19 protein-coding genes are annotated in these 24,781 nt (G+C 73.0%); 8 read left to right on the top strand and 11 right to left on the bottom strand.

Translation table 11 applies throughout. From position 1 onward, the window contains the following. Position 1 precedes the first annotated feature (1 nt). Positions 2-730, top strand: coding sequence for a class I SAM-dependent methyltransferase (locus ACFV57_RS25510; RefSeq protein WP_385236686.1), 729 nt, complete (start codon positions 2-4; stop codon positions 728-730). On the opposite strand, the gene ACFV57_RS25505 is transcribed toward ACFV57_RS25510, so the two are convergent. The 5 genes from ACFV57_RS25505 to ACFV57_RS25485 are packed head-to-tail and all read right to left on the bottom strand — an operon-like array spanning position 708 to position 6,591. After that, positions 708-1,814 (bottom strand): LacI family DNA-binding transcriptional regulator, encoded by a 1,107-nt coding sequence (locus ACFV57_RS25505; RefSeq protein WP_385236683.1) that lies wholly within the window; start codon positions 1,812-1,814, stop codon positions 708-710. The genes ACFV57_RS25510 and ACFV57_RS25505 overlap by 23 nt on opposite strands. Next, a complete protein-coding gene (locus ACFV57_RS25500) occupies positions 1,811-3,439 on the bottom strand; it encodes a glycoside hydrolase family 13 protein (protein ID WP_385236680.1) in 1,629 nt (542 codons plus the stop codon). The genes ACFV57_RS25505 and ACFV57_RS25500 overlap by 4 nt, the downstream gene beginning before the upstream one ends. A 1-nt stretch (position 3,440) precedes the next feature. Beyond that, on the bottom strand, positions 3,441-4,316 hold the full coding sequence (locus ACFV57_RS25495; RefSeq protein ID WP_385236824.1) for a sugar ABC transporter permease: 876 nt from the start codon (positions 4,314-4,316) through the stop codon (positions 3,441-3,443). Positions 4,317-4,324: 8 nt separating this feature from the next. Next, positions 4,325-5,311, bottom strand: a complete 987-nt coding sequence (locus ACFV57_RS25490) for a carbohydrate ABC transporter permease (protein ID WP_385236821.1) — start codon at positions 5,309-5,311, stop codon at positions 4,325-4,327. Between the two features lie 14 nt (positions 5,312-5,325). Next, positions 5,326-6,591, bottom strand: a complete 1,266-nt coding sequence (locus ACFV57_RS25485; RefSeq protein WP_385236677.1) for an extracellular solute-binding protein — start codon at positions 6,589-6,591, stop codon at positions 5,326-5,328. A gap of 353 nt (positions 6,592-6,944) precedes the next feature. Between ACFV57_RS25485 and ACFV57_RS25480 the strand changes: the two genes are divergently transcribed. The 3 genes from ACFV57_RS25480 to ACFV57_RS25470 all read left to right on the top strand — a co-directional run bounded on the left by ACFV57_RS25480 (position 6,945) and on the right by ACFV57_RS25470 (position 10,740). Then, positions 6,945-8,552: a glycoside hydrolase family 13 protein gene (locus ACFV57_RS25480; protein ID WP_385236674.1), complete on the top strand. Its 1,608-nt coding sequence runs from the start codon at positions 6,945-6,947 to the stop codon at positions 8,550-8,552. A 93-nt stretch (positions 8,553-8,645) separates the two neighbouring features. Then, the gene (locus ACFV57_RS25475) at positions 8,646-9,737 is read left to right on the top strand and encodes a LacI family DNA-binding transcriptional regulator (RefSeq protein WP_385236671.1); all 1,092 of its coding nucleotides are present in this window, start codon (positions 8,646-8,648) and stop codon (positions 9,735-9,737) included. Between the two features lie 166 nt (positions 9,738-9,903). Further along, the gene (locus tag ACFV57_RS25470) at positions 9,904-10,740 is read left to right on the top strand and encodes a phosphatase PAP2 family protein (RefSeq protein ID WP_385236668.1); all 837 of its coding nucleotides are present in this window, start codon (positions 9,904-9,906) and stop codon (positions 10,738-10,740) included. Between the two features lie 43 nt (positions 10,741-10,783). On the opposite strand, the gene ACFV57_RS25465 is transcribed toward ACFV57_RS25470, so the two are convergent. Beyond that, the gene (locus ACFV57_RS25465) at positions 10,784-13,819 is read right to left on the bottom strand and encodes a bifunctional [glutamine synthetase] adenylyltransferase/[glutamine synthetase]-adenylyl-L-tyrosine phosphorylase (RefSeq protein WP_385236665.1); all 3,036 of its coding nucleotides are present in this window, start codon (positions 13,817-13,819) and stop codon (positions 10,784-10,786) included. A 73-nt stretch (positions 13,820-13,892) separates the two neighbouring features. Next, positions 13,893-15,254, bottom strand: coding sequence for a glutamine synthetase family protein (locus tag ACFV57_RS25460; RefSeq protein ID WP_030670291.1), 1,362 nt, complete (start codon positions 15,252-15,254; stop codon positions 13,893-13,895). Between the two features lie 286 nt (positions 15,255-15,540). Between ACFV57_RS25460 and ACFV57_RS25455 the strand changes: the two genes are divergently transcribed. Next, positions 15,541-16,158 carry a DsbA family protein gene (locus tag ACFV57_RS25455; protein WP_385236662.1) on the top strand — a complete coding sequence of 206 codons (618 nt, stop codon included), beginning with the start codon at positions 15,541-15,543 and terminating at the stop codon, positions 16,156-16,158. A gap of 36 nt (positions 16,159-16,194) precedes the next feature. Here ACFV57_RS25455 and ACFV57_RS25450 read toward each other — a convergent pair whose 3' ends face one another. Together ACFV57_RS25450 and ACFV57_RS25445 are read right to left on the bottom strand one after the other, a co-directional pair. Further along, positions 16,195-17,055 (bottom strand): alpha/beta fold hydrolase, encoded by an 861-nt coding sequence (locus ACFV57_RS25450; RefSeq protein ID WP_385236819.1) that lies wholly within the window; start codon positions 17,053-17,055, stop codon positions 16,195-16,197. Positions 17,056-17,123: 68 nt separating this feature from the next. Then, the gene (locus ACFV57_RS25445) at positions 17,124-17,831 is read right to left on the bottom strand and encodes a DUF998 domain-containing protein (protein ID WP_385236659.1); all 708 of its coding nucleotides are present in this window, start codon (positions 17,829-17,831) and stop codon (positions 17,124-17,126) included. Positions 17,832-17,966: 135 nt separating this feature from the next. Between ACFV57_RS25445 and ACFV57_RS25440 the strand changes: the two genes are divergently transcribed. The 3 genes from ACFV57_RS25440 (at position 17,967) to ACFV57_RS25430 (ending at position 22,032) form a co-directional block, all read left to right on the top strand. After that, positions 17,967-18,419, top strand: a complete 453-nt coding sequence (locus ACFV57_RS25440; RefSeq protein ID WP_385236656.1) for a hypothetical protein — start codon at positions 17,967-17,969, stop codon at positions 18,417-18,419. Between the two features lie 97 nt (positions 18,420-18,516). Next, positions 18,517-20,148 (top strand): multicopper oxidase family protein, encoded by a 1,632-nt coding sequence (locus ACFV57_RS25435; RefSeq protein ID WP_385236653.1) that lies wholly within the window; start codon positions 18,517-18,519, stop codon positions 20,146-20,148. Positions 20,149-20,250: 102 nt separating this feature from the next. Continuing rightward, positions 20,251-22,032 carry an NAD+ synthase gene (locus tag ACFV57_RS25430; protein WP_385236650.1) on the top strand — a complete coding sequence of 594 codons (1,782 nt, stop codon included), beginning with the start codon at positions 20,251-20,253 and terminating at the stop codon, positions 22,030-22,032. A gap of 72 nt (positions 22,033-22,104) precedes the next feature. On the opposite strand, the gene ACFV57_RS25425 is transcribed toward ACFV57_RS25430, so the two are convergent. Further along, complete coding sequence (locus ACFV57_RS25425) at positions 22,105-23,325, bottom strand: MFS transporter (RefSeq protein ID WP_385236647.1); 1,221 nt, start codon at positions 23,323-23,325, stop codon at positions 22,105-22,107. A gap of 250 nt (positions 23,326-23,575) precedes the next feature. After that, positions 23,576-24,583 (bottom strand): endonuclease/exonuclease/phosphatase family protein, encoded by a 1,008-nt coding sequence (locus ACFV57_RS25420; protein WP_385236816.1) that lies wholly within the window; start codon positions 24,581-24,583, stop codon positions 23,576-23,578. Positions 24,584-24,781 lie beyond the last annotated feature (198 nt).

Genomic DNA, 24,781 nt, shown 5'->3' with positions numbered 1-24,781 from the left:
GATGAGCAGCCAGTTCGACGCGCTGGGCCGGATGTACGAGGAGATGGCCGAGCTGCCCTGGCGGCGGGACCTGGAGTCGTACACGGTGCTGGAGGTGCTGGGCGGCCAGGCCGGACGGTCGGTGCTGGACATCGGGTGCGGCACCGGGCAGTACTGCCGGGCGCTCCGGCGGGCCGGCGCCGGCCGGGTGGTCGGGTACGACATCTCCGCGGGCATGATCGCCCACGCGGCGGAACGCGAGGCCGGGGAGCCGCTCGGCATCCAGTACACGACCGAGCCGCCGTCGGACGGCGATTTCGACGTCGCGCTCGGCGTGTACGTGCTGCCGTACGCGACGACGTACCCCGAACTGGTCGACCTGTGCTCGGTCGCCGCGCGCGCCCTGGCTCCCGGCGGCCTGTTCGTGACACTGCCCGTCAACCCGGACTACGCGGGCGATCCCGCGTACTACGAGCCGTACGGTCTGCGCCTGCACGAGGACGAGCCGCGCGCGGACGCCTCCCGGATCACCTTGGAGCTGTGCTTCGGCCCGTACGAAGCCACCATTTCGGCGCGCTACTGGAGCCGGTGCGCCCTGCAAAGCGCGCTGGTGGACGCCGGCTTCACGGACGTCGCCTGGCACGCCTTCCGGGTGTCGCCCGACGGCCTGCGGGCACACGGCCCCGCGTTCTGGTCCGCGTACCTGCGCTGCCCGCACGCTTCGCTCATCACGTGCCGCCTGGGCCGCTGACCCTCGCGTCCGCCCGACCGGGCAGGCGTGCCGTCGAGCCGCGTACCACCAGCTCCGGCTGGAAGACGAACTCCGTGTGCCGGTCCGGCGGCCGGTCGCCGTCGGCGCGGGCGCGGATCTCCTCGATCAGCGCGTCCACGGCCGCCGAGGCCATCGCGCGTACCGGCTGGCGCACGGTCGTCAGCGGGGGGTCGGTGAAGGCGATCAGCTGGGAGTCGTCGAAGCCGACGACGGAGACCTGGGAGGGTACGTCCAGGCCGCGCTGGCGTGCCGCCCGTACGACGCCGAGCGCCATCAGGTCGCTGCCGCAGACGACCGCCGTGCAGCCCGCGTCCAGGAGGGACACGGCTGCCGCGTGACCGCCTTCGACACCGAACAGGGTGTGGCGGACGTGGTGTCCGGCCTCTCGCTGCCGCGGGCCGAACGCCTCCGTGAGGGCCGCGGTGAAGCCTTCGGCCTTGCGGCGCGACGGGACGTAGCGGGCCGGGCCGACCGCCAGGCCGATGTCCCGGTGGCCGAGTTGGGCGAGGTGGCGTACGGCCATGCGGGCCGCCGCCCGGTCGTCCGGGGAGACGAAGGGGGCGGCGATGCCCTCGTGGTGGCCGTTGATGAGGACGTAGGGGACGCCGCGCTCGGTGAGGCGGGTGTAGCGGGCGGGGTCGGTGGTGCTGTCGGAATGGAGGCCGGAGAGGAAGATGATGCCGGTGACGCCGCGTGCTTCGAGCTGCTCGACGAGTTCGTCCTCGGTCGCCCCGCCGGGGAGCTGGGTGCACAGGACCGGGGTGTAGCCGTGGCCGGCCAGGGCCTGTTCGATGAGCTGGGCGAAGGCCGGGAAGATCGGGTTGGTCAGCTCGGGGACGATCAGGCCGACCAGTCCGGCGCTGGCACGGCGCAGCCGTACGGGCCGTTCGCCGCCGAGTAAGTCGAGGGCGGCCAGGACCCGCTGCCGGGTGCCCCGGGCCACGCCCGCCTTCCCGTTGAGCACCCGGCTGACCGTCGCCTCGCTGACCCGGGCCTGCGCGGCGATGTGCGCCAGCCGGGGGCCGCTGCCCCCGGCCGGCGGCACGTCGGGCCGGTCGGTCACGCTTCCCACCACACGGCGGTGTCCGCCGGGAGGGTGAGTTCGTCGTCGACGGTGCGGAGCGCGGCCGACGCCAGCAACGGGCGCCAGGCCGGCCCGACCGGGGCGCGTACGGGTTCCGGTGTCGTGTTGACCGTGCAGACGAAGCCGCCGGGGCGCCGGAAGGACAGCACGCCGTCGGGCGCGTCCAGCCATTCGACCGCGTCGCCCGCGCCGAGCCCGGGGTGGGCGCGGCGCAGCGTGAGGGCCGCACGGTACAGCTCCAGCATGGAGTCCGGGTCGCCGGTCTGCGCGGCGACGCTCAGGCGCGCCCACTCCGGCGGCTGCGGCAGCCAGCTGCCGCCGGTCCCGAAGCCGTACGGGGCCGTGTCGCCGGACCACGGGATCGGCACGCGGCAGCCGTCGCGCAGGCCGTCCTGGCCGTCGCCGCGGAAGAACGCCGGGTCCTGGCGGACCTCGTCGGGCAGGTCGGTGACCTCGGGCAGGCCCAGCTCCTCGCCCTGGTAGACGTACGCCGAGCCGGGCAGCGCGAGCATGAGCAGCGCCGCGGCGCGGGCCCGGCGCGCGTCGCCGCCGAGGCGGGTGCGGTGCCGTACGACGTCGTGGTTGGACAGCACCCAGGTGGTGGGGGCACCGACCGGCCGCATCGCGTCGAGGGAGGCGTCGATGACGGTGCGGAGCGCGGCGGCGTCCCAGCCGGTGTTGAGGTAGTGGAAGTTGAACGCCTGGTGCAGCTCGTCGGGGCGCAGGTACAGGGCGGTGCGGTCGGTGCTGGGGGTCCAGGCCTCGGCGACGCCGATGCGGTCGCCCGCGTACTCGTCCAGGACGCGGCGCCAGGAGCGGTAGATCTCGTGGACGCCGTCCTGGTCGAAGAACGGCAGGACCTGGTTGCCGAGCAGCTTGAGCTGGTCGGTGCGGCCCATGTCGGGCAGGCCCGGGGCCTTGACGAGGCCGTGGGCGACGTCGATGCGGAAGCCGTCCACGCCGAGGTCGAGCCAGAAGCGCAGGATGGAGCGGAACTCGTCCTGGACGGCGGGGTGGTCCCAGTTGAAGTCGGGCTGCTCGGCGGCGAACAGGTGGAGGTACCACTCGCCGTCGGCGACGCGGGTCCAGGCGGGGCCGCCGAAGACGGACTCCCAGTCGTTGGGCGGGAGTTCGCCGTTCTCGCCACGGCCCTTGTGGAAGTGGAAGCGGTCGCGGAGCGTCGAGCCGGGGCCCTCGTCCAGCGCCTGCCGGAACCAGGCGTGCTGGTCCGAGCAGTGGTTGGGGACCACGTCGACGATGACGCGCAGGTCCAGGCCGTGGGCGTCGCGGATGACGGCCTCGGCGTCGGCGAGGGTGCCGAAGGCCGGGTCGATGACGCGGTAGTCGGCGACGTCGTAGCCGGCGTCGGCCTGCGGGGAGGAGTAGAAGGGGCTGAGCCAGACGGCGTCGGTGCCCAGGTCCTTCAGATAGGGCAGGCGGGCGCGGATGCCGGGCAGGTCGCCCATGCCGTCGCCGTTGCCGTCGGCGAAGCTGCGCGGGTAGACCTGGTAGATCACCGCGTCGCGCCACCACTGGGTGGCTGCGGACCCGGCCGGGCCCGCGGCGTCGGTGGTCGCTCCGGTGGCGTGGTGCTGGGGGGTCATGTCATCCCTTGGTGGTGCCGGAGGTGAGGCCGGCGACGAGGTGGCGCTGGGCGAAGGCGAAGACCAGGGCCGCGGGCACCGCGATGATGACGGCCGCGGCGGTCATCGAGCCCCAGTCGTTGAGGTACTGGTTGACAAAGGTCTGCAGGCCGCCGGCGAGGGTCAGGTTCTCCTCGCCGGTCATGAAGGCGGAGGCGTACGCGACCTCGGCCCAGGCCGTGACGAAGGTGTAGAAGCCGGTGACGGCCAGGCCGGGGCGGGCCAGCGGCAGGACCAGGCGCCAGAAGGTGCCGAAGGGGTTGAGGCCGTCCACCCGCCCGGCTTCGTCGATCTCCACCGGGATGGTGTCGAAGAAGCCTTTCATCATCCAGGCGCAGAAGGGAACGGCGATGGTCAGGTAGGTGATGACCAGACCCGCCGGCTGGTTGAGCAGGCCCAGGCCCGCCAGCAGGTTGTACAGCGGCACGATCAGCACGGCGACCGGGAACATCTGCGTGATCAGCAGCAGCCACATCAGCGGGCGCATCCCGGGGAACCGGAAGCGGCTGACGGCATAGCCGGTGGTGGCCGCGATGAAGACGCCGACGACGGTGGTGATGCCGACGACGACCACCGAGTTGCCGAACCAGGTCAGGAACTCGGTGTCGGCGACCACGTGCCGGTAGTTGGCGAAGGTGAAGTTGGTGACCGGCTCGGTGGAGAAGGCGTCGTTCTTCGGCTTGAAGGAGGTGACGAGCAGCCACAGCGGCGGGAAGACCGCGACGGCGGCGGCGATCAGCAGGGTCGCGTGCAGCCCGACGGAGGCCAGCGGGCCGCGCCTGTTGCGCGTACGCGTGCTCGTCCGGGTGCCTGTCCGGGTGCTCTCGGTCTTGCTCATGGTCGTGGTCACCACACCTCTCCCTGCTTGCGCAGCGACCGCCGGTAGACGACGGCGATCAGGGACAGCAGGAGCAGGATCAGCACGCCCCAGGCGGCCGAGCCGGAGAAGTCGCGCGGGCTGTCGACGAAGGAGAGCCGGTAGGCGTAGGTCACCAGGATCTCCGTGGCGTCGCCGGGTCCGCCCCGGGTGAGCAGGAAGATCACCGGGAACATGTTGAACGTCCAGATGGTGGAGAGCAGGATGACGGTGCTGCTCACACCGCGCAGTCCGGGCAGGGTGATGTTGCGGAACCGCTGCCAGGGCCCCGCGCCGTCCATCTCCGCGGCCTCGTACAGCTCGCCGGGGATCGACTGGAGGCCGCCGAGCAGCGCCACGAGCATGAACGGTACGCCCAGCCACACGTTGACGGCGATGACCGACAGCTTGGCCCAGGTCGGGTCGTTCAGCCACGGCACCGCGTCGATGCCGCCGCCCGCCAGCAGCTTGTTCAGCAGGCCGTTCTTCTCGTTGTAGAGGAGCCGCCAGGTGAAGACGGAGACGAAGGCGGGGATGGCCCAGGGCAGGATCAGCGCCAGCCGGTAGAAGGTGCGGCCGCGCAGTCGGCGGTTGAGGAGGTTGGCGAGGGTCAGGCCGATGGCGAAGGTGAGGCCGACACAGGCCACGGTCCACACGACGGTCCAGCCGAGCCGGCCCCAGAAGACGCCGTCGCCGAGGATCGCGGTGTAGTTGTCCAGGCCGGTGAACTCGTAGGTGGCCGGGATGTGGTTCATGCCGATGTGGCGTTCGACGTTCGCCTCGTCGGCGTCCGTCAGCGACAGGTACAGGCCGCGGACCAGGGGGTAGCCGATGATGACGCCGATGACGAGCACCACCGGGGCGACCATGGTCCAGGCGTACCAGTGGGTGCCAACGGCCTTGCGCAGGCGCCCCGGTGGTACAGCCCCGGCCACAGCGCCCCCTTCCCCCCGCCCCGTCCCCCGCCCGCGGGACATCCGTACGGTGTCCGTCACTTGTAGTCCTTGAGGATCTTGCGGTAGCTGTCGCCGACGGCCTTGGCGGCCTGCTCGGGGGTGCTCGCGCCGGTGAGGACCTTGTTCATCTGGACCTTGATGGGCTCGAAGAGCGCGTTGCCCTCGGCGATCCACGGGCGCTGGACGGCCTTTTCGACGGCGGGCCCGAAGAAGCCGACCATCTCGTTGTTCTTGACGGACGGGGCCTGGTAGACGGACTTGCGGGTGGGCAGCAGGCTGAGCTGCTCGGTGGTCTGCCGCTGGATCTTCGCCGAGCTCATGTACTTCACGAAGGCGTAGGACGCCTGGAGGTTCTTCGAGCCCGCGTAGACGGAGAGGTTCCAGCCGCCCTGCGGGGAGCCCTGGGAGGCGCTGCCGCCGGGTACGGGCGCGACGCCGAGGTTCTTGCCGTCCTTGAACTCCTTGCCCGAGCGGACGCCTTCGATGTCCCAGGGGCCGCTGACCGCCATCGCGACGCTGCCGTCCTTGAGGGCCTTGAGCTGGTTCTCCTGGCCGTCGGTGGCGTCGGTGACGGCGGCCTTGGAGTCGACCAGGTCCTTGATGGCCTTGAAGGCCCTGACCCCGGCGCCGTCGTCGATCTCGACGACCTTGTCGCGGGCGTCGACCAGGTCGCCGCCCTCGCCGTAGAGGTACGGCAGGAACCAGTACGGGTCGTCGCCGCGCAGGTACAGCGCGGTCGCTCCGGTCTTGTCCTTGATCTGCTCGGCGGCCGCGGTCAGCTCGGCGAAGGTCTTCGGGACCCCGACGCCGGCCTCCTTGAGCAGCCGCTTGTTGTAGAAGAGGCCGAGGGTGTCGGTGACCTGCGGCGCGGCGTAGGTCTTGGCCTTGAACTTCGTGCTGCCGAGGGCCTGCGGAAGGTAGTCGCCGGTGTTGTCCAGGGCCGGGGTGCCGTCCAGCGGGGCGAGGTAGCCGAGGTTGGCGAAGTCGGCGACCCAGGCGACCTCGGTGCGCATCACGTCGGGGGCGCCGGCCCCGCCGCCCGCGGCGTTCTTGAACTTGGCGTTGGCGTCGCCGAACGGGACGCTGACGTACTTGACGTCGACCTTGGGGTGCTCCTTCTCGAAGCTCTCGGCCAGCTTCTTGTACGTCGCCTTCTCGGCGTCGTTGGAGGTGTCCCAGAAGGTCACGGTGCCCGACAGTTCGCCGCCGCTCGACTGGTCGCCTCCGCCGCCGCCACCGCACGCTGTCGCCGCCATTGCCAGACCCGCGACCAGCGCGGTGGCCACTGTGCCACGCCGCATGTGAACTCCTTAGGGGGAACGCCCGAGATGGCGCCGGAACGCCTCGCTCGGCCGTTCGGAACGCCTGTGATGGCGGACAGGAACGTAACAGCGCGGAAATGAATTCGAAAGACCTTGCGGCAAATTTCTGCAAGGTCGCTGGAAGGGGTTGCAGGGGGCGGCGCCCGCGCACGACACGCCCACCGCGCCCCAGCAGGCCGCTCACCAGGGGCCCGAGCGCCCACGGGCCCGTCACCCCGCCGTGCTCCGCGCGTTGATCCCGTAGACGACCGTCCGCCGATCGATGCCTGGACCCTGCAAGACGATGCATGGACGCTCTGCCCGAATCGCCCCACTCTCGACAGGGATGCCAGATGACCCAGGAGCTGACCTCGACCGACCCCGCCGGCGCGACGGCAGAGCCCGGCGGCCGGCCGGGCTGGTGGCGCGACGCCGTCATCTACCAGGTGTACGTACGCTCCTTCGCCGACTGCGACGGTGACGGCATCGGCGACCTGCGCGGCGCCCGCGAACGCCTGCCGTATCTGCGGGAACTGGGCGTGGACGCCGTCTGGCTCACCCCCTTCTACGCCTCCCCGCAGGCCGACGGCGGGTACGACGTCGCCGACTACCGCTGCGTCGACCCGCTGTTCGGCAGCCTGGAGGACGCCGACGACCTGGTACGGGCCGCGCACGCGCTGGGCCTGCGGGTGATCGTCGACATCGTGCCCAACCACACCTCCGACCAGCACCCCTGGTTCCAGGACCCGGAACTGGCCCGGCGGCGCTACATCTTCCGCCCCGGCAAGGGCGCGTCCGGCCAGCTGCCGCCCAACGACTGGGAGTCGGTCTTCGGCGGGCCCGCCTGGACCCGTACCGGGCGCGGCGACTGGTATCTGCACCTGTTCGCCCCGGAGCAGCCCGATCTGAACTGGGACGACCCGGACGTGCACGCCGAGTTCGAGTCCATCATGCGTTTCTGGCTCGACCTCGGGGTGGACGGCTTCCGCATCGATGTCGCGCACGGCATGGTCAAGGCCCCGGGCCTGCCGGACATCGGCCGCAAGGAGCAGGCCAAACTCATCGGCAGCCAGGTCCTGCCCTTCTTCGACCAGGACGGTGTCCACGCGATCCACCGAGCCTGGCGCCGCCTGCTGGACTCCTACCCGGGCGAGCGGATCGGCGTCGCCGAGGCCTGGGCGCCCAGCCCCGAGCGCCTGGCCCTGTACGTCCGGCCCGACGAACTCCACCAGGCCTTCAACTTCCAGTTCCTGACCGCCGACTGGTCCGCCGCCTCGCTGCGCGCGGTCGTCGACGCCTCGCTCGCCGCGACCTCCTCCGTCGGCGCCACCACCTCCTGGGTGCTGTCCAACCACGACGTGGTCCGGCACGCCACCCGGCTCGGCGGCCTGCGGCGCGCCCGCGCCGCCACCCTCATGATGCTCGCGCTGCCCGGCTCGGCCTACCTCTACCAGGGCGAGGAACTGGGCCTGCCCGAGGTCACCGACCTGCCCGACGAGGTCCGCCAGGACCCGGCGTTCTTCCGCGGCGACGGGCAGGACGGGCACCGCGACGGCTGCCGGGTGCCGCTGCCCTGGTGCGGCGAGACGGCCGCGTACGGCTTCGGGCCCGGCGGCAGCTGGCTCCCCCAGCCGCGCTCCTGGAAGGACCTGTCCGTACGGGCCCAGACCGGCGACCCGGCCTCCACCCTGGAGCTGTACCGCGCGGCGCTCGCCCTGCGCCGCACCCACCCCGGCCTCGGCGACGGGGACCTGGCCTGGACCGACGCCCCCGAGGGGCTGCTCGCCTTCACCCGTACCGGCCGCTCGGGGCGTACGGACCTGCTGTGCACCCTCAACACCCTCGACCGCGCCGTCGAACTCCCCCGCCCTGGACGGGTGCTGCTGTCCTCCGCGACGGTCCCCGCCGCAGGCGCCACCGCCGTACTGCCCGGTGATTCCTGCACCTGGTGGGCGCTCTGACGGACGGCCCCGGCGGACCGGACCGCCCGCGCCGCCCGCCGTGCGGTGCGGGCAGCGTGGGCAATCCGGGGGGCGACCGGTACAGTCCCACCCATGACCGCCCGGCTGGCCGACATCGCAGCGCAGGCGGGTGTCAGCGAGGCCACCGTCAGCCGGGTGCTCAACGGAAAACCCGGTGTCTCCGCCGCCACCCGCCAGTCCGTGCTGGCCGCGCTCGACGTGCTCGGGTACGAGCGTCCCGTCCGGCTGCGGCAGCGCAGCGCCGGGCTGGTCGGCCTGATAACGCCGGAGCTGGAGAATCCGATCTTCCCGGCGTTCGCGCAGGTGATCGGCCAGGCGCTGACCCGCCAGGGCTACACCCCGGTGCTGGCCACCCAGACACCGGGCGGCTCCACCGAGGACGAGCTGACCGAGATGCTGGTGGACCGCGGTGTCGCCGGGATCATCTTCGTCTCCGGACTGCACGCGGACACCTCCGCCGACATGCGGCGCTACGAGCAGCTGCGCGGCCAGGGGGTGCCCTTCGTCCTGATCAACGGCTTCTCCGACAAGGTGCAGGCGCCCTTCGTCTCACCGGACGACCGGGCCGCGATCCGCCTCGCCGTCACCCATCTGGCGGCACTGGGCCATGAGCGGATCGGGCTGGCCCTCGGGCCGAAGCGTTTCGTGCCCGTCCAGCGCAAGATCGAGGGCTTTCTGCGCAGCATGGGCGAGCAGCTGGGGCTGGACCGGGCCGCCGCCCAGGAGCTGGTCCAGCACTCCCTGTACACCCTGGAGGGCGGGCAGGCCGCGGCCGCCGCGCTGATCGCCCGCGGCTGCACGGCGGTGGTGTGCGCCAGCGACATGATGGCGCTGGGCGCGATCCGGGCCGCCCGGCAGCAGGGCCTGGACGTGCCCCGGGACGTCTCCGTCGTCGGCTTCGACGACTCCCCGCTGATCGCCTTCACGGACCCGCCGCTGACCACGATCCGGCAGCCGGTCACCGCGATGGGGCAGGCGGCGGTGCGCGCGCTGCTGGAGGAGGTCGGCGGCACCCCGGCGCCGCACAGCGAGTTCGTCTTCCACCCCGAGCTGGTCGTTCGCGGTTCAACCGCTTCGGCGCCGAAGGCCGCCCGGATTCCCGCCCCGGCCGCCTCCTCCGACACGGACGGCAGCCTCTCCGGTACGGACCCCGGCCGCGCCTGAGAGATCCACGGGCGTCCGTTACGGGCCGGTACGCCCCTGACGTAAGACAGACCCGACCCCCACCTGGGCAGGGGTCACGCGTCCCCCTAAGGTGCTACGCGGGCCCCGCCCGGACCCGACCAGAGGGTGATCGGCCATCGACCCCTTTCTGGCAGACTGTCTGCCTATGGGTGAAGCGCATGTGAAGACTCTTGACGGCCGTACGGCCGTGCCGCCACCCACCGAGGAGCGCGCACCGGGCGTGGCCTCCGGTGGCCGGCTGGCCCGCCTGCGCTCCCCCCGCTCCCCGCGGCTCTGGTTCGAGATCCTGCTGATCGCGGTCAGCTACTGGGTCTACTCCCTGATCCGCAACGCCGTGCCCGAGCAGAAGGCCCAGGCGCTGAAGAACGCGGACTGGATCTGGCAGGCCGAGCACACCCTCGGCATAGCGGTGGAGAAAACCGTCAACCACGCCGTGGACTCGGTGACCTGGCTCATCGTCTCGATGAACTACTACTACGCCACGCTCCACTTCATACTGACCATCGGCGTGCTGGTCTGGCTCTACCGCTGGCACCCCGGCCGGTACGCGGCCGCCCGCCTCGCGCTCTTCGCCACCACGGGCGTCGCCCTCGTCGGCTACTACTTCTACCCGCTGGCCCCGCCCCGCCTGATGAACGGCGGCGGCTTCATCGACACCGTCATCGTCCACCACACGTGGGGCTCGATGGCGTCCGGCAACCTGGCCTCGATGTCCAACCAGTACGCGGCCATGCCGTCGATGCACATCGGCTGGTCGCTGTGGTGCGGCGTGATGATCGCGCTGATCGCCAAGCCGGTGTGGGCCAAGGTGCTGGGCCTGCTCTACCCGGCGACGACCCTGATGGTCATCGTCTCCACCGCCAACCACTTCTGGCTCGACGCGGTGGGCGGCATCCTGTGCCTCGCGTTCGGGATCGGCCTGGCCTTCGCCTGGTACGCGGCGCTGCCGCACCGGCTGCCGCGGCGGGTGGCCGTGGCCTGAGGCCGCCCGGCCGCCCGGCCGCCGGCCCCGCGGGCCCGCCGCCTCAGCCCGCCGCCCCGTAGAACAGCTCCTCCACCACCGCACGCGCCCGGCGCGTCGTGCGCCGGTAGTCGTCCAGCATCTCCCCGACGTGGCCCTCCTCGTATCCGAGGTAGCGGCCGACCGCCGCCAGCTCCCGCGCGTCGGACGGGAACGTGTCGCCGGGCCGGCCCCGTACCAGCATCGTGGCGTTGCGCACCCGCGACGCCAGCACCCACGCCTCGTCGAGGATCTGCGCGTCCTCCGTGGCCAGCAGCCCGGCGTCGCGGGCCGCGGCCAGCGCCGCGCGCGTACGGGTCGTACGCAGCCCCGGCTCCGCCCACGCGTGCTGCATCTGGAGCAGCTGCACGGTCCACTCCACGTCGCTCAGGCCGCCGCGCCCCAGCTTGGTGTGCGTGGTGGGATCGGCGCCGCGCGGCACCCGCTCGGTCTCCATGCGCGCCTTGAGCCGCCGGATCTCCCGTACGGCGTCCTCGCCCAGGCCCTCCACCGGATACCGCAGCGGGTCGACCAGCTCGATGAACCGTTCCCCCAGGCCGGCGTCCCCCGCGACCGGCTCGGCGCGCAGCAGGGCCTGCGCCTCCCAGACGAGCGACCAGCGCCGGTAGTAGGCGGCGTAGGAGGAGAGCGTGCGCACCAGCGGGCCGGTCTTGCCCTCCGGGCGCAGGTCGGCGTCGATGGGCAGGGGCGGGTCGGACGACGGGAGCTGGAGCAGGCGCCGCATCTCGTTGGCGACGGCGTGCGCGGCCTTGGCGGCCTCCTGCTCGTCGGCGCCCTCGCGCGGCTCGTGCACGAACAGCACGTCGGCGTCGGAGCCGTAGCCCAGTTCGTGGCCGCCGAAGCGGCCCATGCCGATGACGGTGAAGCGGGTGGGCAGGGTGTCGCCCCATTGCTCGCGTACGGCGGCGCGGAGCGCGCCCGCGATGGTGGCGGCGGTCAGGTCGGAGACGGCCGAGCCGACCACGTCGGCGGCGTGGCCGCGGTCCTGTTCGGCGGGGTGGCCGTCGGTGCCGTACGCGCCGATCAGGTCCGCCGCCGCCGTACGGAACAGTTCCCGGCGCCGGACCCCGCGGGCCGCCGCGACGGCCTGTTCGGCGCCCTCCGCGCGGCCGACGGCGGCCAGCACCTCCTGCTCCAGCGCGGCACGGCCGCGCGGCCGCAGCCCGTCCTTCGCGCCGAGCAGCGCGACCGCCTCGGGGGCGCGCAGCAGCAGGTCGGGGGCGAAGCGGCCGGCCGACAGGACGCGGGCCAGGTTCTCGGCCGCGGCGCCCTCGTCGCGCAGCAGGCGCAGGTACCAGGGGGTCTTGCCGAGGGCGTCGGAGACCTTGCGGAAGTTCAGCAGCCCGGCGTCCGGGTCGGCGGAGTCGGCGAACCAGGCCAGCAGGACGGGCAGCAGCGTGCGCTGGATGGCGGCCTTGCGGGTGACGCCGGACGCCAGCGCTTCGAGGTGGCGCAGGGCCGCGACCGGGTCGGCGTAGCCGAGCGCTTCGAGGCGCTGGCCGGCGGCCTTGGCGGAGAGCCGGGTGCCGCCGGGCTCCAGGTGGGCCACGGCGTCCAGCAGCGGACGGTAGAACAGCTTCTCGTGCAGCCGCCGCACCTCACGGGCGTGCCAGCGCCACTCCTTGCGGAGCGTCTCGACCGGTTCGGTGCGCAGGCCCATCGAACGGGCGAGGCGCCGCAGGTCGGGCTCGTCCTCGGGCATCAGGTGGGTGCGGCGCAGCTTGTAGAGCTGGATGCGGTGTTCCAGCGTGCGCAGGAAGCAGTACGCGGCGTCCAGCGCCCTGGCGTCCTCGCGGCCCACGTAGCCGCCGGAGGCCAGCGCCGAGAGGGCTTCGAGCGTGGCCGGGCTGTGGAGCGTCGCGTCGCTGCGGCCGTGCACCAACTGGAGCAGCTGGACGGCGAATTCGACGTCGCGCAGCCCGCCGGGGCCCAGCTTCAGTTCGCGGTCGATCTGGGCGGCGGGGATGTTCTCCACGACGCGGCGGCGCATCTGCCGTACGTCGGTGACGAAGTTCTCGCGTTCGGAGACCTGCCAGACCAGAGGGGTGACCGCGGCCACGTACTCCTTGCCCAGCTCCGCGTCGCCCGCCATCGGCCGGGCCTTCAGCAGCGCCTGGAACTCCCAGGTCTTGGCCCAGCGTTCGTAGTAGGCGAGGTGGCTGTTGAGGGTGCGCACGAGCGGGCCGTTGCGGCCCTCGGGGCGCAGGTTGGCGTCCACCGGCCAGATCGTGCCCTCGGCGGTGACGTCGGAGCACACCCGCATCATCCGGCCCGCCAGCCGCGTCGCGGCCTGGAGCGCCTTGGCCTCCTCGGTGCCGTCGCGCGCCTCCGCGACGAAGATGACGTCCACGTCCGAGACGTAGTTCAGCTCCCGGCCGCCGCACTTGCCCATCGCGACGACGGCGAGGCGGCAGGCGGCGGCGTCGGTGGGCTGCTCCTCGCAGGCGATCTCCAGCGCGGCGCGGACCGTCGCGGTCGCCAGGTCGGCGAGTTCCGCCGCGGTCTCGGCGAGGTCGGTCGTGCCGCACACGTCGCGGGCCGCGATGCCCAGCAGGCACCGGCGGTAGGCGGCGCGCAGCGCGTCGGGCCGCGGCCGGTGCCGGCCCGGCTCGCCCCAGACGCCCTCGGCGAGCGCCGCCTCGAACTCCGGCGTGGCCGGGTGCAGGTCGGCCGCCTCGTACGTGACCAGCGAATGCCAGTGGCGCGGGTGCCGTACGAGGTGGTCGCCGAGCGCCTCGGACGCGCCGAGCACGCCCAGCAGCCGGTCGCGCAGCGGCTTCGCGGTGATCAGGGTGCTCAGCAGCTTCTGCCGCTCGGCCTCGTCCTGCGCCTCCGTCAGCCGGACCAGCGCGGTCAGCGCCAGGTCCGGGTCGGCGGTGGCGCCGAGCGCCTCCAGGAGCACCGAGTCGTCCCGTACGGCGGCCAGTTCGGGCGCCTGGAGGAGCCGCCCGGCCGCCGACGGGTCGGTGAAGCCGTACCGCAGCAGCCGGGTGAAGGCGCTGCTGCGCCGCCCCTGTCCCTGCGGAGCGGGATGTGCCATGGCCGTGCCGCCTCTCGAAGGCTCTCCGGAAGTCCGCCGAAGTTCTGTCGGGCCCCGCGAGGAGGGCCACCGGTCACAGCACCGGCAGCATCTTGCGCAGTTCGAACGCGGTGACCTCGGAGCGGTACTCCTCCCATTCCTGCTTCTTGTTGCGCAGGAAGAAGTCGAAGACGTGCTCGCCGAGGGTCTCCGCGACCAGTTCGCTGCGCTCCATCAGGTCGATGGCCTCGCCGAGGTTCTGCGGCAGCGGCTCGATGCCCATGGCGCGGCGCTCGGAGTCCGACAGCGCCCATACGTCGTCGTCGGCGCCGGCCGGGAGTTCGTAACCCTCCTCGATGCCCTTGAGTCCGGCGGCGAGCAGCACCGCGTACGTCAGATAGGGGTTGGCGCCGGAGTCAATGGAGCGGACCTCGACCCGGGTGGAGCCCATCTTGCCGGGCTTGTACATGGGGACGCGGATGAGCGCGGAGCGGTTGTTGTGGCCCCAGCAGATGTACGAGGGGGCCTCGCCGCCGGCGCCCGCGGTGCGGTTGGCGCCGCCCCAGATGCGCTTGTAGGAGTTGACCCACTGGTTGGTGACGGCGGAGATCTCGCCCGCGTGCCGCAGCAAGCCGGCGATGAAGGAGCGGCCGACCTTGGAGAGCTGGTATTCGGCGCCGGACTCGTGGAAGGCGTTGCGGTCGCCCTCGAAGAGCGAGAGGTGGGTGTGCATCCCCGAACCGGGGTACTCCGAGAACGGCTTGGGCATGAACGTGGCCTGGACGCCCTGCTCCAGCGCGACCTGCTTCATCACCAGCCGGAAGGTCATGATGTTGTCGGCCGTGGACAGCGCGTCCGCGTAGCGCAGGTCGATCTCCTGCTGGCCCGGCGCGCCCTCGTGGTGGCTGAACTCGACCGAGATGCCCATCGATTCGAGCATGGTGATCGCCTGGCGGCGGAAGTCCATGCCGACGTTCTGCGGGGTGTGGTCGAAGTAGCCGGAGGAGTCCGCGGGGCTCGGCCGGGTGCCGTCCACCGGCTTGTCCTTGAGCAGGAAGAACTCGATCTCGGGGTGGGTGTAGAAGGTGAAGCCGAGGTCGGAGGTCTTGGCCAGGATGCGCTTGAGGACGTAGCGCGGGTCGGCGTAGGACGGGGAGCCGTCCGGCATGAGGATGTCGCAGAACATCCGGGCGGTGCCGGGGGCCTCGGCGCGCCAGGGCAGGATCTGGAAGGTGCCCGGGTCCGGCTTGGCGATCATGTCGGACTCGTACACCCGCGCGAAGCCCTCGATCGCGGAGCCGTCGAAGCCGATGCCCTCGTCGAAGGCCTGCTCAAGTTCCGCCGGGGCCACGGCGACGGACTTCAGGAACCCCAGTACGTCGGTGAACCACAGTCGTACGAAGCGGATGTCGCGCTCCTCCAGCGTACGGAGCACAAACTCCTGCTGCTTGTCCATGGCTCACCAATCCTTGCAGGTCAATCGGCCTGTCCACCCCCCGTCGGGCAACGAGGTGTGGCACACCAGTATCACGTGAGGGGGTTACCGTCACATTACGCACCCTTGGCCGAGATCAGAACCGCCGGGCCGCAAGGGGCACCGGGACGTTTGCCCGGGAGCGGCGGACGGTATTCCGGGAGGCAACGGACCGGATCATCCCGCTTTGTTCTGCCGGGGCCCGGGCCGTACCGGTGTCCGGGTCCGTGCCCGCACCCGAGCCCGTACCGACGGCCGAGGAGAACCCGTGAGCGACCACTTCGACGTCACGGCCGTGACGTTCCACTTCGACCCCGTGTGCCCCTGGACCTGGCGCACCGCGCGCTGGCTCGTGGACGCCACCGGACGGCGGGACATCCCCCTGTACTACCGCGCCTTCGACCTGACCGACGGGGCCCCGCCGGACGAGCTGCCCGCCGACCGACGCCCGGCCGTCGCCGGGAGCCGCTGCCTGCTGCGGCTGGCCGAGGCCGCGCACGCCGACGGCCGGGACGCGCTGACCGGCGCCGTCTACGCCGCGTACGGCGCGGCGGTTTTCGACGGCGACGCCGACCCGTCACCGCGGACGGCCGAACGGGCCCTGGCGGACGCGGGCGGCGCGGCCTACGCCGACGCGCTGCACGACACCGGGCTGGACCGGCGGGTGGCGCGGGCGCGCGAGGCGGCGCAGAAGTTCTCCGGCAGGAACGCGGGCTCGCCGGTCACGGTGCTCACCACGCCCGGCGGCGAACGCGGCTTCTTCGGGCCCGTGGTGGCGCCCACACCCACCGGCGCGGACGCCGACCGCCTGTGGGACGTGCTCGTCGGCGCGGCGTCCGTAGCGCAGTTCTTCGAGCTGAGGGCACGCCGGACGGCGAAGCCGTGAACGGCCGGGGCGCCCCGCCTCCCGGGCCGCGCGCCCTCACCGCCCCCGCTGCGGGCCCTCCAGGTCCGGGTCCGCGGTGAGCGACAGGACGGCCGTGGCCACCGCGTCCGGCGCGTCGGCCATCACCAGGTGCCCGGCCGGGGCGGCGACGGCGAAGGTGCCGCCGAGCTGCGTGGCCAGCGCCCGCTGCCGCTCCAGCCAGCGCAGCTCGCGCTGCGTCTCGCTGCCGTCGTACGCCGCCAGGACCGTCACCGGCACGCCCCACAGCGGGTGGTCCGGGCGCAGCGCGGCGACCTCGGCGGCCTGGTAGGCGTACGTCGCGTTCTCCAGGACGCAGGCGCGCAGCACCCGGCTGGTGCGGTAGCTGCCGGCCTCGCGGGGATCGCGCGGGTGGTCGCGCACGGTCTGGACGCGGGTGGTCAGGCGGCGCGCGGCCGGGCCGAGGGCGCGCGGCACCCCGGCGGCCGAGAGCACCGAGGCCAGGCCGCCCGCCCAGGCCGTACGGACGGTGCGCGGCAGCAGCGGGCGCGGGTCCTCCTCCACGCTGCCGTCGACGAGGACGATGCCGTCGGCGCGGTCCGGATACAGCCGGGCGAACGCCTCGGCGTGGAAGGCGGCCAGGCTGTGCCCGACGACGGTGCACGGCCCCGGCAGGCCGAGCGCGTCCAGGACGTGCGCGATGCGGGCGGCCTCGCCCGCCGCGGTGGGCGGCCCCGGCGCGGGCGCGCTCAGCCCCAGGCCGGGCCGGTCGAAGCGGACGACCGTGCGGTACGGGGCGAGCCGGGCCGCGACCGCGTCCCAGTCGAACCACCCCATGCCCAGCCCGCCGCTGAGCACGCACACCGGCCCGCCGCCCTCGCGCAGCACGTGCAGCACCACACCGTCGACGCGCAGCATGCGGCCGGGCGCGGGGGCCGGCCTCCTGGCGGTGCCGTGCCTGGTCCTCCTGCGCTCGCCGTCCCCGTTCATGCCGTTTCCCCTTCCCTCCCCGTAGTGGTGCCCGCTCGCCCGACGCACCACGCGAGCAGCCCCACGTACAGGGCGACGAGCAGCACCTGGAGGCGCTGGCCGACGCCGAGCGCCCAGGTGCCGTGGCCCTCGGTGAAGGCCGCGATGGAGGTGAGCGTCCAGGCGGTGGCGGCGAGTTCGGCGAGGGTCAGCCACGGCGCGAGGCGGCCCATCGGCGGCCACCGGCCGTACCGGCGGGCGGCGACGGTCAGCAGGACCAGCGCGGCCAGCGCGCCCACCATGGCCAGCGAACTGCTGATCGCGTGCGCGGTGTGGGTGGCGGGCACCAGGCCGGCGGTCTCGCGGGCCGCGCACTCCGGGTCGCTGGTGGGCGTGCAGCTCAGCGGCAGCCGGGAGTCGACGGCGGTGGCGGCGCCGAAGAGCGCGAGCGCGGCCCAGCCGGCCGTGTCCCAGCGCCGCCGCTCCAGTGTCAGCAGCGCGGCCACCGCGCCGGCCAGCACCAGGAGTCCGGCGAGCAGGTCCGTGGCGCGGAAGAGGCCGCCGAGCGGCTGGTCGGCGGCGGCCAGTTCGCTGACATAGGTCCGTACGGGGTCGAGGCCGGTGGACAGGACCACCTCCAGGACCCACGCGGTGTAGGCCACCGCGCCGAGCAGGAGGAGGACGGGGGCGGCGGCACGGCGGCTCTTGCTCGGCTGCACGGACATCCTGGTGATCGGCACGGACGCCAAGGGCGCTTGGAAAGGTCAAGGATAGGCAAAGCGGGCGTGGACCGGGGCACCCAGGAGCGGTATACCCCGTAGGGGTAGGGTGCTGGAAGGGGTACCGGGAGGACCGTCGACATGCCGTACGGAGTGCGAGGACAGGGGAAGGCCGCCGCGTGGTGCGGCCGGCTGCTGCTGTTCGCCGCGCTGATCGTCGGCATCGTCGGCATGCACACCCTCGGGCACCCGGTGGGCGGGCACGGCTCGGGACCGATGCCCGCGGCGCACCGGACAGCCGCCGAGGCTCGTCCGGCCCCTTCCGCACAGCACGCGCCGCATCAGGAGCCGCGGCAAGCGCGGCACTCCTCCTCCACTGCCGACGACCATCACGCCATGAACCCCGGCGCGGTCTGCCTGGCCGTGCTCTCCCTGTGCGTACTCGTCCTGGTCCGTGCGGGGCGGCTGCTGGGCCGGCGGGCCGCCGGCCTCCTCGCCGCCGTACGGGCCCGTCTGCTGCGCGACCTGTGGCCGGTGCCGCCACCGGTCCCCCGGCACAAACACCTCGCCCGGCTCTCGGTCCTGCGCGTGTAGAAGCGCGGGCCGGCCGCCGACGCCTGCGCGCGTCCGCGGCCCGGCCCCCGCACGCCCACCGCAACCGTTTTCCACCACCACGAGGTGTTTTTCCACCATGCGTACCCACACTCGCCGCGCCGTGCTCGGCGCGGGAATCGCCGCCGCCGGCACCGGTCTGCTCGCCGCCTGCTCGTCGGGCTCCGGCACGGACGGCACGAAGGGCGGCCACGCGGGCAACCCGGCCGGGACACCGGGCGGTTACGTCTCCCCCGACGGCCCGGAGGTGACCGCCGCCGAGGCGAAGCGCGGCTCCGGCCCCGTACGGAAGGTCGCGCTGACCGCCACCGCCACCCGGCTCGACCTGGGCGGCCGTACGGTCGCCAGCTGGGCGTACGGGGACGGCCTGCCCGGCAAGGAGGTCCGGGTCACCGCGGGCGACACACTGGAACTGGCCCTCGCCAACCACCTGCCCGAGGCCACGTCCCTGCACTGGCACGGCCTGGCCCTGCGCAACGACATGGACGGCGTGCCGGACCTGACCCAGCGCGCCGTCAAGGCGGGCGGCTCCTTCACCTACCGCTTCGCCGTCAGCCACCCCGGCACGTACTGGTTCCACCCGCACTCGGGCGTACAGCAGGACCGCGGCCTGTACGCGCCGCTGATCGTCGAGGACCCGAAGGAACCCCTCTCCTACGACAAGGAGTGGGTCGTCGTCCTGGACGACTGGGTCGACGGGGTGGACGGCAGCACGCCGGACGCGGTGCTGGCCGAACTGTCCAAGGGCATGGGCGGGATGGACCACGGGTCCGGCTCGGGAGGAATGGACCACGGGTCCGGCTCCGGCGGCATGGACCACGGCGGGATGGAGCACGGGGCCGCGCACACCATGGGCGGCCGCAAGGCGCCGTCCCCCGCCGGGCCCTCCCGCATGCTGATGGGCGCCACCAGCGAGCTGCTGGGCGGCGACGCGGGCGACGTGGACTACCCGTACCACCTCGTCAACGGCCGCACCCCGCAGGACCCGCAGACCTTCCGCGCCCGGCCCGGCGACCGGGTCCGCATCCGCTTCGTCAACGCGGGCGGCGACACCGCCTACCGCGTCGCGCTCGGCGGCCACCCGCTGACCGTGACGCACACCGACGGCTACCCCGTCGCCCACGCCGAGACGGACGCCCTGCTGCTCGGCATGGGCGAGCGCTACGACGTCGTCGTCACGGTCAAGGACGGCGTCTTCCCGCTGACCGCGCTCGCCGAGGGCAAGAAGCGGACCGCGCTGGCCGTACTGCGCACCGGCGGCGGCGCCGCGCCCGGGGCGTCCGTACGGCCGGACGAGCTGGACGGGCGGCTGCTGACGGCCGACCGGCTCAAGGCCGACGGGTCCGTACGCCTGGCGTCGCGCAAGCCGGACCGCACGGTCCGGTTCGACCTGACGGGCTCCATGGCGAAGTACGACTGGGCCGTCAACGGCCGGAAGTACGCGCCGGACCAGCGCTATCCGGTGCGTGCCGGAGAGCGCGTACGGCTGTCGTTCCGCAACAACACCACCATGTGGCACCCGATGCACCTGCACGGCCACACCTTCGCGCTGCCGGGCGACGGCCCGCGCAAGGACACCGCGATCGTGCTGCCCGGCCGCCGGCTGGACGTCGACCTCGACGCCGACAACCCCGGCCTGTGGATGCTGCACTGCCACAACGTCTACCACGCGGAGTCCGGGATGATGACGGTCCTCGGCTACGAGAAGTAGGCGGCGGGCGGGCGGGGCGCGGTCCGGGCCCCGCCCGGCTCCCGGCGCGGCCCGGCCGCCTCCTCCTCGTACAGCGCCGTCCGGGCACCTAAGCTCGGCCGCGTGCCACGCCTTCGTCTCGCTCTGAACCAGATCGACTGCTGCGTCGGGGATCTCGCCGGCAACGCCGAATCGATGGTGCGCCGGACCCGGCACGCCGCCGGGCAGGGCGCGCACCTGATCGCGTTCCCCGAGATGGTGCTGACCGGCTATCCCGTCGAGGACCTGGCGCTGCGGTCGTCGTTCGTCGAGGCGAGCCGGGCCGCGCTGCACGCGCTCGCCGCCCGGCTCGCCGACGAGGGGCTCGGGGACATCCCGGTGGTCGTCGGCTATCTGGACCGCTGCGAGGAGGCCGAACCGCGGTACGGGCAGCCGGCCGGCGCCCCGCGGAACGCCGCCGCCGTGCTCTGCCGCGGCACGGTGGCGCTGTCCTTCGCCAAGCACCACCTGCCCAACTACGGCGTCTTCGACGAGTTCCGGTACTTCGTGCCGGGCGGGACACTGCCCGTCGTGCGGGTGCACGGCGTGGACGTGGCGCTCGCCATCTGCGAGGACCTGTGGCAGGACGGCGGCCGGGTGCCCGCCGCCCGGTCGGCCGGGGCGGGGCTGCTGGTCTCCGTCAACGCCTCGCCGTACGAGCGGAACAAGGACGACACCCGGCTGGAACTGGTCCGCCGGCGCGCCCGGGAGGCCGGCTGCACGACCGCGTACCTGGCGATGTGCGGCGCGCAGGACGACCTGGTCTTCGACGGCGACTCGATCGTGGTGGACCGGGACGGCGGAGTGCTCGCGCGGGCGCCGCAGTTCGAGGAGTGCTGCGTGGTGCTGGACCTGGACCTGCCGGCCGCCGCGCCGGAGCCGCCGTCCGGGGTGGTGGACGACGGGCTGCGGATCGAACACGTCGTCCTGACGCCGGACCCGCTGCCCGATGACGCGCCGGGCGGGACGGGCGGGACGACTGTGCCGGGCGCGCCGGGCGGGCAGGCCCGCCGCCTGGAGGACGACGAGGAGGTCTACGGGGCGCTCGTGCTGGGGCTGCGGGCGTACGCCGCCAAGAACGGGTTCCGCAGCGTGCTGCTCGGGCTGTCGGGCGGGATCGACTCCGCGCTGGTCGCGGTGCTGGCCTGCGACGCGCTGGGCGCGGAGCACGTGTACGGCGTCTCGATGCCGTCCCGCTACTCCTCCGAGCACTCCAAGGAGGACGCGGCCGAGCTGGCCCGCCGGACCGGGCTGCGGCTGCGGACGGTGCCGATCGCGCCGATGTTCGACGCGTACCTGGGGTCGCTGGAGCTGACCGGGGTCGCCGAGGAGAACCTCCAGGCCCGGCTGCGCGGGACGACGCTGATGGCGCTCTCCAACCAGGAGGGCCACCTCGTGCTGGCGCCGGGCAACAAGTCCGAGCTGGCGTGCGGCTACTCGACGCTGTACGGCGACGCGGTGGGCGGCTTCGGGCCGATCAAGGACGTGTACAAGAGCGACGTCTTCCGGCTCGCGCGCTGGCGCAACCGGTCGGCGGCCGATCACGGACGTACACCGCCGATCCCGGAGAACTCCCTCACCAAGCCGCCGAGCGCCGAACTGCGCCCGGGGCAGGTGGACACCGACTCGCTGCCCGACTACGGGCTCCTGGACGCGATCCTGGAGCTGTACGTCGACCGCGACCAGGGGCGCGAGCAGATCGTCGCGCGGGGGTACGAGGACGAGCTGGTGGTGCGGGTGCTGCGGATGGTGGACGCGGCCGAGTACAAGCGGCGGCAGTACCCGCCGGGCACGAAGATCTCCGCCAAGGGCTTCGGCAAGGACCGGCGGCTGCCGGTCACCAACCACTGGCGGGAGTCGGTCTGAGGGACGGGGCCGGGGCCGTATCGGACCCGGCGCCGTCCCGGGCCCGGTGCCGCGCCGGGCCCGGCCACCGGGTCAGCCCACCCGGCCCGGCAGCTCCGCGGGCACCTCGTCCGCGTCCGCGCTGCTCGCGACGATGCGCGAGGACGCGGAGCCGCCGCGGTCCAGCAGGCCCGCGGTGACCGCGATGCCCAGGCCGACGACGGCCAGCACCGCGCCGACCAGCGCCGGGGAGGTCCAGCCCCAGCCCGCCGCGATGGCCACACCGCCGACCCAGGCGCCGCCCGCGTTGGCCAGGTTGAACGCCGAGTGGTTGGAGGCCGAGGCCAGGGTCGGCGCGTGCTGCGCCTTCTTCATGACCAGCATCTGCAGCGGCGTGGTGGTCATGAAGCCGACCGCGCCGAGGACGACGACGCAGACCAGCGCCGCCCACTTGATGTGCACCGCGTAATTGAAGACCACGAGGGTCGCCGCGAGGGCGGCGAGCGCCCCGTACAGCGTGGGCCGCAGCGCGCGGTCGGTCAGCGGTCCCGCGGCCAGCGCGCCCAGCGTCATACCGGCGCCGAAGAGCGCCAGGACCAGCGGGACGGACGCCTCGGCGAAGCCGGAGACCTCGGTCATCATCGAGGCGAGGTAGCTGTAGACGGCGAACACGCCGGCGAAGCCGAAGACCGCGGTGACCAGGCCGAGGACCACCTGCCGGTTGCCCATGGCGCGGATCTCGCGGCCCACGCCGCCGCGCTCCCCGTGCGGCATGTGCGGTACGAGGCGGGCCAGCGCGGCCATCGCGACCAGGCCGATGGCGGCCACGACCAGGAAGGTCGCGCGCCAGCCGAGCTGCTGGCCGAGCAGCGTCGCGGCGGGCACGCCGACGATGTTGGCGACGGTCAGGCCGAGGAACATGGTGGCCACCGCGCGGGCCTGCCGGCCCTCCTTGACCAGCCGGGCGGCGACCACCGCGCCGACGCCGAAGAACGCGCCGTGCGGCAGACCGGCGAGCAGCCGGCCCGCGATCAGCAGGCCGAAGCTGGGCGCCAGGGCCGAGGCCAGGTTGCCGACGGTGAAGACGGCCATGAGCAGCAGGAGCATCCGCTTGCGCGGGATGCGCGCGCCGAGCGCGGTGAGCAGCGGGGCGCCGATGACGACGCCGAGCGCGTAGGCGGAGACGAGATAGCCGGCCGTGGGCACGGACGTACCCAGGTCGCCCGCGACATTGGGCAGCAGGCCCATCATCACGAACTCGGTGGTGCCGATGCCGAAGGCGGAGACGGCCAGCGCGAGCAGCGCCAGGGGCATGAGAGACCTTTCGAAAACGGTGCGTACGGGCCTTCCGGGCGCGGTGGAGCGGTGCGCCGGGGCTCAGGGGGTTCCGTACGGCGTACGCGGCTGGATGTCCGTAAGTTCTTCTACGGAACAAAGTCTCTCAGCCCATTCATTCCGACAGGAGAACGGAATGTTACGCAGGAGGGGCGAGTGGTCCGGCACAACCGCGCGGCGGAGCGGGCAGGGCCCGCTCCGCCGGGGTGTGACAGCCGCCCGGGCTTTGTCAGATCTTGACCGAGGCGGCCAGCGGAAGGTGGTCACTGCCGGTCCGGGGCAGCGACCAGGAGGACACCGGGTCGATCCCCTTCATCATGATCTGGTCGATCCGCGCCATCGGGAAGCCGGCCGGCCAGCTGAAGCCGAAGCCGTCGCCCGCCGCGCCCTGGGCCGAGCGCATCTGGGAGGTGACCGGGGCCAGCGAGCGGTCGTTCATGGTGCCGTTGAGGTCGCCGAGCAGGATGACCTGCGGGACCCGCTCGCGGGAGATCGCCTCGCCGAGGGCGGCCGCGCTGTCGTCGCGCTGGTTGGCGGTGAAGCCCGCGTTGAGCTTGACCCGGACCGACGGCAGGTGCGCGACGTAGAAGGCGACCTGCCGGCCGTCGGGCGCCTTGACGGTGGCGCGCAGCGCGCGGGTCCAGCCCATCTTGATGTTGACCGGCGCGGCGTCGGAGAGCGGGTACTTGCTCCACAGGCCGACCGTGCCCTGCACCGTGCGGTACGGGTACGCCTTGGCGAGCCCTTCCTTGTACTTGGGCAGCGCGTCGCCGGTCAGCTCCTCCAGGGCCACCACGTCCGCGCCCGACTTCACGATGTCCCTGGCCGTGCCCGCCGGGTCGGGGTTGTCGGCGTCGACGTTGTGGGTGGCGACGGTCAGATTGCCGCCGGTGCCCTTCTTGTCCGTGACCTGCCCGCCGAAGAGGCTGACCCAGACGATGGCGGGCAGCAGCAGCGCGACGAGCGCGGTCGTGGAACGCCGCAGCACGGCGGCGATCAGCAGCACCGGGACGCCGATCATGCCGAGCCACGGCAGGAACGTCTCCAGCAGGCTGCCGAGGTTGCCCACGGTGTTGGGGACATGCGCGTGCAGGATCATCAACAGGCCGATGAGGAGCGCCAGCACCGCCAGCACGATGCCCCGGCGCCACATGCCCTCCGGGCGCCACCAGTCGCGCAGGCGCCGCGCTCGGGAGGCGGTCCGCCCAGGGTCCTGGCCCTGCCCCGACTCCGTCATGTATGCCTGCGCCATGCCGCTGCCCTCACTGCCTTGCTCCGTACGCCCCACCTGTGATCTCCGACCCTAGGCGATGGTCCGTAATGTGCTTTCTTAGAAGTGAGGACGGCACGCTGACGGCTCCGGGTTCCTGGCCCGGGGGCCGCCCTGGGGGCTGTGACAGAACGGGCATAGTCCCGTCATGGAGCGGTCAGGTGA

Source organism: Streptomyces sp. NPDC059788, assembly GCF_042732265.1.
Taxonomy (GTDB): domain Bacteria; phylum Actinomycetota; class Actinomycetes; order Streptomycetales; family Streptomycetaceae; genus Streptomyces.
The sequence above is the reverse complement of the archived record's forward strand: the minus strand, read 5'-3'. Positions and strand labels throughout refer to the sequence as shown.

Coding starts and splice junctions, on each gene's coding strand:
- ACFV57_RS25510 (WP_385236686.1), top strand. CDS start 2: ATGAGCAGCCAGTTCGACGCGCTGGGCCGGATGTACGAGGAGATGGCC.
- ACFV57_RS25500 (WP_385236680.1), bottom strand. CDS start 3,439: ATGACCCCCCAGCACCACGCCACCGGAGCGACCACCGACGCCGCGGGC.
- ACFV57_RS25495 (WP_385236824.1), bottom strand. CDS start 4,316: ATGAGCAAGACCGAGAGCACCCGGACAGGCACCCGGACGAGCACGCGT.
- ACFV57_RS25490 (WP_385236821.1), bottom strand. CDS start 5,311: ATGTCCCGCGGGCGGGGGACGGGGCGGGGGGAAGGGGGCGCTGTGGCC.
- ACFV57_RS25485 (WP_385236677.1), bottom strand. CDS start 6,591: ATGCGGCGTGGCACAGTGGCCACCGCGCTGGTCGCGGGTCTGGCAATG.
- ACFV57_RS25480 (WP_385236674.1), top strand. CDS start 6,945: ATGACCCAGGAGCTGACCTCGACCGACCCCGCCGGCGCGACGGCAGAG.
- ACFV57_RS25475 (WP_385236671.1), top strand. CDS start 8,646: ATGACCGCCCGGCTGGCCGACATCGCAGCGCAGGCGGGTGTCAGCGAG.
- ACFV57_RS25470 (WP_385236668.1), top strand. CDS start 9,904: ATGGGTGAAGCGCATGTGAAGACTCTTGACGGCCGTACGGCCGTGCCG.
- ACFV57_RS25465 (WP_385236665.1), bottom strand. CDS start 13,819: ATGGCACATCCCGCTCCGCAGGGACAGGGGCGGCGCAGCAGCGCCTTC.
- ACFV57_RS25460 (WP_030670291.1), bottom strand. CDS start 15,254: ATGGACAAGCAGCAGGAGTTTGTGCTCCGTACGCTGGAGGAGCGCGAC.
- ACFV57_RS25450 (WP_385236819.1), bottom strand. CDS start 17,055: ATGCTGCGCGTCGACGGTGTGGTGCTGCACGTGCTGCGCGAGGGCGGC.
- ACFV57_RS25445 (WP_385236659.1), bottom strand. CDS start 17,831: ATGTCCGTGCAGCCGAGCAAGAGCCGCCGTGCCGCCGCCCCCGTCCTC.
- ACFV57_RS25440 (WP_385236656.1), top strand. CDS start 17,967: ATGCCGTACGGAGTGCGAGGACAGGGGAAGGCCGCCGCGTGGTGCGGC.
- ACFV57_RS25435 (WP_385236653.1), top strand. CDS start 18,517: ATGCGTACCCACACTCGCCGCGCCGTGCTCGGCGCGGGAATCGCCGCC.
- ACFV57_RS25425 (WP_385236647.1), bottom strand. CDS start 23,325: ATGCCCCTGGCGCTGCTCGCGCTGGCCGTCTCCGCCTTCGGCATCGGC.
- ACFV57_RS25420 (WP_385236816.1), bottom strand. CDS start 24,583: ATGACGGAGTCGGGGCAGGGCCAGGACCCTGGGCGGACCGCCTCCCGA.